The organism is Terriglobales bacterium (assembly GCA_035543055.1).
Classification (GTDB): domain Bacteria; phylum Acidobacteriota; class Terriglobia; order Terriglobales; family Acidobacteriaceae; genus JAIQFD01.
This window is the reverse complement of record DATKKJ010000162.1, coordinates 1-5,960: the sequence shown is the minus strand read 5'-3', so window position 1 is coordinate 5,960 and position 5,960 is coordinate 1. Positions and strand designations below refer to the sequence as shown.

6 protein-coding genes are annotated in these 5,960 nt (G+C 65.2%); all 6 read left to right on the top strand.

Annotation, left to right across the window (positions count from 1 at the left end):
- Positions 1–583: SDR family NAD(P)-dependent oxidoreductase (locus VMS96_11035; GenBank protein ID HVP43958.1), on the top strand; the 583-nt coding region annotated here is incomplete at its 5' end.
- Positions 584–605: 22 nt separating this feature from the next.
- Positions 606–1,775, top strand: coding sequence for a 2-hydroxyacyl-CoA dehydratase (locus VMS96_11030; protein HVP43957.1), 1,170 nt, complete (start codon positions 606–608; stop codon positions 1,773–1,775).
- A 7-nt stretch (positions 1,776–1,782) separates the two neighbouring features.
- Entirely contained in the window at positions 1,783–3,057 is a 1,275-nt protein-coding gene (locus VMS96_11025) for a 2-hydroxyacyl-CoA dehydratase family protein (GenBank protein HVP43956.1), read from the top strand.
- Complete coding sequence (locus VMS96_11020) at positions 3,054–3,899, top strand: acyl-CoA dehydratase activase (protein HVP43955.1); 846 nt, start codon at positions 3,054–3,056, stop codon at positions 3,897–3,899. Before VMS96_11025 ends, VMS96_11020 begins: the two co-directional genes overlap by 4 nt.
- Positions 3,877–4,689, top strand: coding sequence for an acyl-CoA dehydratase activase (locus VMS96_11015; GenBank protein HVP43954.1), 813 nt, complete (start codon positions 3,877–3,879; stop codon positions 4,687–4,689). Before VMS96_11020 ends, VMS96_11015 begins: the two co-directional genes overlap by 23 nt.
- A gap of 36 nt (positions 4,690–4,725) precedes the next feature.
- Entirely contained in the window at positions 4,726–5,796 is a 1,071-nt protein-coding gene (locus tag VMS96_11010; protein HVP43953.1) for an aromatic ring-hydroxylating dioxygenase subunit alpha, read from the top strand.
- The last annotated feature ends 164 nt before the right edge of the window (positions 5,797–5,960 follow it).

Below are 5,960 nucleotides of genomic sequence, written 5' to 3'. Positions count from 1 at the left end.
CGCCACCGACGTCACCAAGCTGGAGCAGGTGCAGGCCATGCGCGACCAGGCGATCGCGCAGCTGGGACACCTCGACATCCTGGTGAACAATGCCGGCTGGGACCGCATCCAGCCCTTCCTCAAGACCACGCCCGAACTCTGGGACCGCATCATCGCCATCAACTACAAAGGCGTCATCCACACCTGTTATGCGCTGCTGCCGCACATGCAATCGCGCAAGCAGGGAGCGATCGTGAACGTCAGCTCCGACTCGGCCCGGGTCGGCTCCATGGGCGAGGCCATCTACGCCGGGGCCAAGGCCGCCATCGTGGCCTTCTCCAAGACCCTGGCGCGGGAGCACGCCCGCGACAACATCCGGGTGAACGTGGTCTGTCCCGGGCTGGTCGAGACCGGGCTGCTCACCGAGATGCGGGAAGACGAGTTCGCTTCCAAGATCCTGGGCTCCATCGTCAACGCCATCCCCATGAAACGGTTCGCCGAGCCCTGCGAGATCGCGCCCCTGGTGGCCTTCCTCGCCTCGGAATCGGCGCGCTACATCACCGGACAGGTCACCAGCGTCAACGGCGGCCTGACCATGGTCTGAAGGGAAGGGAAGAAGGAGAAACGTGGGCGCGACAGCCGCCGCCTTGAACGAACGAACGTTCGATAAGTACGCGGAACTGATCCAGGACCTGACCTTTCCCTCGGTCCAGCGCTGGAAAGAGGAGCACCGGCGGGCGGTCGTGGGCTATTTCCCGGTGTATGCGCCGCTGGAGCTCATTCACGCCGGCGGACTGCTGCCGGTCGGCCTGCACGGGGCGGGCGACCAGCTGGACTTGCAACACGCCGACGCCCGCTTCGGCTCGTTCATCTGCTCCATCGTGAAGAGCACGCTGGAACTGGGACTGACCGGCCGGCTCGACCTCTTCGACGGCCTGCTGTTCTCCTCCATCTGCGACTCGGCCCGCAACCTCTGCTGGGTGATGAAACGGAATTTCCCCGGCAAGTACGTCGACTTCCTTCACCTGCCGCACAATCCCGCTTCGCCGTCGAGCGTGGATTTCTTGCGCGGGGAGTACCAGCGGCTGGCGAGCAGGCTGGAGAGCATTGGCGGCCGGCGCCCGACCGACGAGGCCTTGCGCATCTCCACCGGGCTGTACAACCGGAACCGTTCCCTCATCCGCCAGCTCTATGCGTTCCGCTCGCAGGACCCGCACCGGCTGCCCACCTCCGACCTGTACGCACTAGTGCGGGCCGGCGATCTGTTGCCCGTCGAGGAGCACAACGAGTGTCTCGCCGAGGCGCTGGCCCAGGTCTCACGCGCGCCCGGCAAGCCCCGCGACAACATCCGCGTGGTCGTTGAAGGCTCCTTCTGCGAGCAGCCGCCGCTGCAACTGATCAAGCTGATGGAGCAGGCGGGGTGCTACGTGGTGGACGACGACTTCATCCTGGGCCCACGCTGGTTCACCGAGGATTTGCCGCTCACCGGCGACCCGCTCACCACCCTGGCGGAGAGCTACCTCAACCGTGCGGTGTACTCCTCGGTACGCCACGATGCCCGCAAGCCGCGGCACAAGGAGCTGGTTGCCAAGGTCCGGCGCAACCGGGCGCAGGCCGTGATCCTGCTGATCGCGAAATTCTGCGAGCCCGCCTACTTCGATTACGTGCTCTACAAGCGCGAGCTGGAGGCGGCCGGGCTCCCCCACCTGCTGGTCGAGTTCGAGGAAAAGATGTTCACCTTCGAGCGGCTCCAGAACGAGGTCGAGACCTTCGTCGAGTCGCTGCTGTTCGAGTGAGGAACGGATGACCCAGGCACGCAGCGAATATCGCGGACAGATCCACCAGCGCCAGAAAGAGCTGATGCTGAAGTGGTACGAGCGGCTCGACCAGGCAGCCCGCACCGGGACCCCGCCCACCGCCGCCATGATGATCTCCGGCAACTGCGTGGAGCTGCTGGAGGGCTTCGGTGCAGTACCGCTTTATCCCGAGATCAACGCCTTGCAGATGGCCATCCGGCACCAGTCGCTGGAGCCCATCCTGGTCGCCGAAGAGCTGGGCTACGCCGCCGACAACTGCGCCTACGTGAAAGCCGACATCGGCGCCTGGCTGAAGGGGCTCACCCCCGCCGAGGGCAAACTCCCCGTGCCCTCGCTGGTGCTGTGCAATTTTGTCGGCTGCAACACCTACATCAAGTGGTTCGAGCACGTGGCGGAATTGCAGGGCGCGCCGCTGTACATGCTCGACGTCCCCTTCCTGCGGACCGACGAGCCCTCCCGCGCCGATATCGACTACGTGGTCCGCCAGCTCCAGGAGGTGGTGACACGGCTCGAGGAGATCACTGGACGAAAGTTCGATCTCGACCGCTTCCGCCAGGCGGTGCGCTGCTCCAGCCGGGTGGAGGAGCTGTGGTCCGAGATCAAGCACCTGGCCAAGCGCGCACCCTCCCCCTTCGACGCCTACTTCGACGCCATCACCCTGATGGGGCCGCTCTACGTCTACCGCGCAACCCCCGAGGGAGTGGAATTCTTCGAGGTCGCGCTCAAGGAGATGCAGGAGAAGGCGGCGCAGCAGCAGGGACTCTTCGACCGCGAGAAGTTCCGGGTGGTGATCGAGGGGCCGCCGCCCTACCCGTATTTCCGCACCTTCCGCGACATGTTCGCCAAATGGAAGGCCTGCGCCGTGGCCTCGACCTACTCCACCGTCGGCGGCTTGTGGGAGTTCGGCGCGCGCCACGATCCGGAACAACCTTTCGAGGCGGTGGCCCTGCACATGCTGGCCCAGAACGTCACCAACCGCAATTACCTGCAGCGCTACGAGCAGATCCGCCGCTACATCGAGGAGTGGAACGCCGACGGGCTGATCATCCACTTCGTGAAAAGCTGCCGGCTGTTCTCCGCCGGCCAGGGCGACATGCGCGACTATTTCACCAAGACGCTGGGCATTCCCACGCTCTATCTGGAGTCCGACCTGGAAGACCCGCGCTACTTCGCCGAGGCCCAGACCAGGAACCGCATTGATGCCTACTTTGAGGCGATGGAGCACCAGCACCTCACCCGTTCGCACCAGGAGGCCCGATGAGATATGCCGCCGGGGTGGACGTCGGCTCCACCCAGACCAAGTCGGTCATCATGCGCGACAACGGCAACGGCGCCCCGAAGATCGTGACTCGCGGGCTGGTGGACACCGGGGCCAATGTCCAGAGGGCCGCCGAACACGGCTTCCACCAGGCCTGCCGCGAGGCCGGCATCGCGGCGCAAGACGTTGGCTTCGTGGTCGGCACCGGCTACGGCCGCTACAAGATCACCTTCGGCAATGCCCAGATGACGGAGATCAGTTGCCACGCCCGGGGAGCGCACTTCCTCTATCCCGGCACCCGCACCGTCATCGACATGGGCGGGCAGGACTCGAAGGCCATCAGTGTCGGCGCCGACGGCGAGGTCCTGGATTTCGTGATGAACGACAAGTGCGCCGCCGGCACAGGCCGCTTCCTGGCCAATGCCGCGGAGGTCATGGGACTTTCCCTGGACGAGGTCGGGCCGCTGTCGCTCGAGGGCACACGCCCGGTGAAGATCACGACCGTGTGCACCGTGTTCGTCGAGTCCGACATCCTCTCCTATCTGGCGCAGGAGAAGAAAGCCGAGGACATTCTGCGCGGGGTGCACCTGGCGATCGCCCGCCGCACCGTCTCGCTGGCCCGCCGGGTGCCCTTGGAGCCGGACCTGACCTTGACCGGAGGCGTGGCCCGCAACATCGGCATGGTCAGGGCCTTGGAAGAAGTCCTTGGAGTGACACTTCAAGTCAGCCCCGATGCCCATTTCGTGGGCGCCATCGGGGCCGCTTTGTTCGCGCTGGAGAAGATGGACCAGAGTTTCGAGACCGGCATCTGGAAGGGGGCGCATGCGACTGGTCGCGGGCATTGATATCGGCTCGGCGATGACCAAAGCGGTGGTGATGCAAGCCGATGGAACCTCACCACGGGTCATCGGGCGGGGTGTGGTCAAGACCGGCGTGCAGCTCGAGCGCGCCGCCCACATGGCGCTGGAACTCGCCACCCAGCAGGCCGGGGTCAGACTCATCGATGTGTACATTGCCACTACCGGCTTCGGCCGCTATGCGGCGCCCTTCCGCGACATCCAGATCACCGAGATCACCAGCGCCGCCCGCGGCGCCCGCTTCCTGGTTTCCGCCACCACCACGGTGCTCGACATCGGCAGTCAATCCACGCGCGCCATCCGGCTCACCGAGGGCGGGCGGGTGGCGCAGTTCAAAAGCAACGACAAGTGCGCCGCCGGCTCCGGCAGCTTCATCGTGCGCGCCGCCAAGTATCTTGAGGTGCGGGTGGAGGATGTCGGCGAGCTGGCGCTCAAAGCGGAGAACCCGCAGCCTATCTCCAGCGTGTGCGCGGTGCTGGCGGAGAGCGAGATCATCAACCACGTCAGTGCCGGGGTGGGCGTCGAGGACATCCTGCGCGGCATTTACGATTCCCTGGCCGACCGCGCCTCGCTGCTGTTGAAGCGCGTGGGTATGGGCAAGGAGCTCACCTTCCTCGGTGGAGTAGCCCGGCAACGGGGGATGGTCCGGGCGCTGGAAGAGCGGCTCGGTGTCTCAGTCCACGTCCCCGAGGGCTGCGATGAGGTGTGTGCTATCGGGGCGGCACTGCTCGGCCTGAAGCGCCTGGAAGCCCGCCAGCCCGCACCTGCTTTGAGGTGACCGTCCCGCCGCCTGAGCGGTTAGAATCTTCCGGCCATGAAAGTGGATCCCACACTCGGCCGTGCCTGGACGCTCCCCTCGAATCTCTACACCGACCCGGCGGTGCTGGCCGATGAGAAGGACAAGATCTTCGCCCGCACCTGGCAGGTAGTCGGGCACGTCCGGCAGCTTGCCAAGCCGGGCGATTACATCACGTTGGACCTTGTGGGAGAGCCGCTACTCGTGGTGCGTGACACCGCCGGTGAGCTGCGAGCGTTCTACAACGTCTGCCGCCACCGCGCCGGCCCTCCGGCGGAGGGGTGCGGCTCGCGCAAGGTTTTCCGCTGCGGCTACCACGGATGGACCTACTCGCTCGAAGGCAAGCTGCTCAATGCCCCGGAGATGGAAGGCGCCGACAACTTCCGCCATGAAGACTTCGGGCTGGCGCAAGTGCAGGTGCAGGAGTGGTCGGGGCTGGTGTTCGTCAACCTTGATCCCGATGCGCCGCCGCTATTGCAGGTCCTCGGCGACCTGCCGCAGCAGGCCGCGCGCTTCAGCTTCGAACGCATGCGCTTCTTTTATCGCCGCGATTACGTGATGGAGTGCAACTGGAAGGCCTACATCGACAACTTCCTCGAAGGTTATCACCTGCCCAGCGTCCATCCCGGGCTCAACCGCGAGCTGGACTACGGGCAGTACGTGACCGAGACCTACGGTTCCTACTCACGGCAGCTCAGCCCCATCCGCACCGCCGAAAACGCCGCCGATGGGCCGCGCCGCTATCAGCAGACTTCCGGCGGTGACATGGCCGAGTACTTCTGGGTCTTCCCCAACTGGATGCTGAACTGTTACCCGGACAACGTTTCCCTCAACATCGTCCTGCCATTGGGGCCGGAGAAGTGCGTCGCTATCTTCGAGTGGTACTTCCCGGAAAAGGCGCTGGCGACTGCGCTGCCCCAGCAAACGGTGGACTTCAGCGATTCGGTGCAGGTGGAAGACGGCCACATCTGCGAGGTGGTGCAGAAGAACCTGCGTTCCCGCTCCTACCACCGCGGGCGCTACTCGGTGAAGCAGGAGAAGTGCCTGCACCATTTCCACTCGCTCTATGCGGCGCTGATGCGGCCCTGAGCGTCCGCTTCAGAACATCTGCATCTGGATACCGGCTGGAGGCTCCTTCAGGGCCTTCGGCGCATCGTATCTCTCGCGCTGGGGGAAGCCGTGCTTCTTCCGCAGGGCCGCCATCAGGCTCGATAACCGCTTACGGTAAGCCGCGGGGAGGAAAGCGCGCGAGC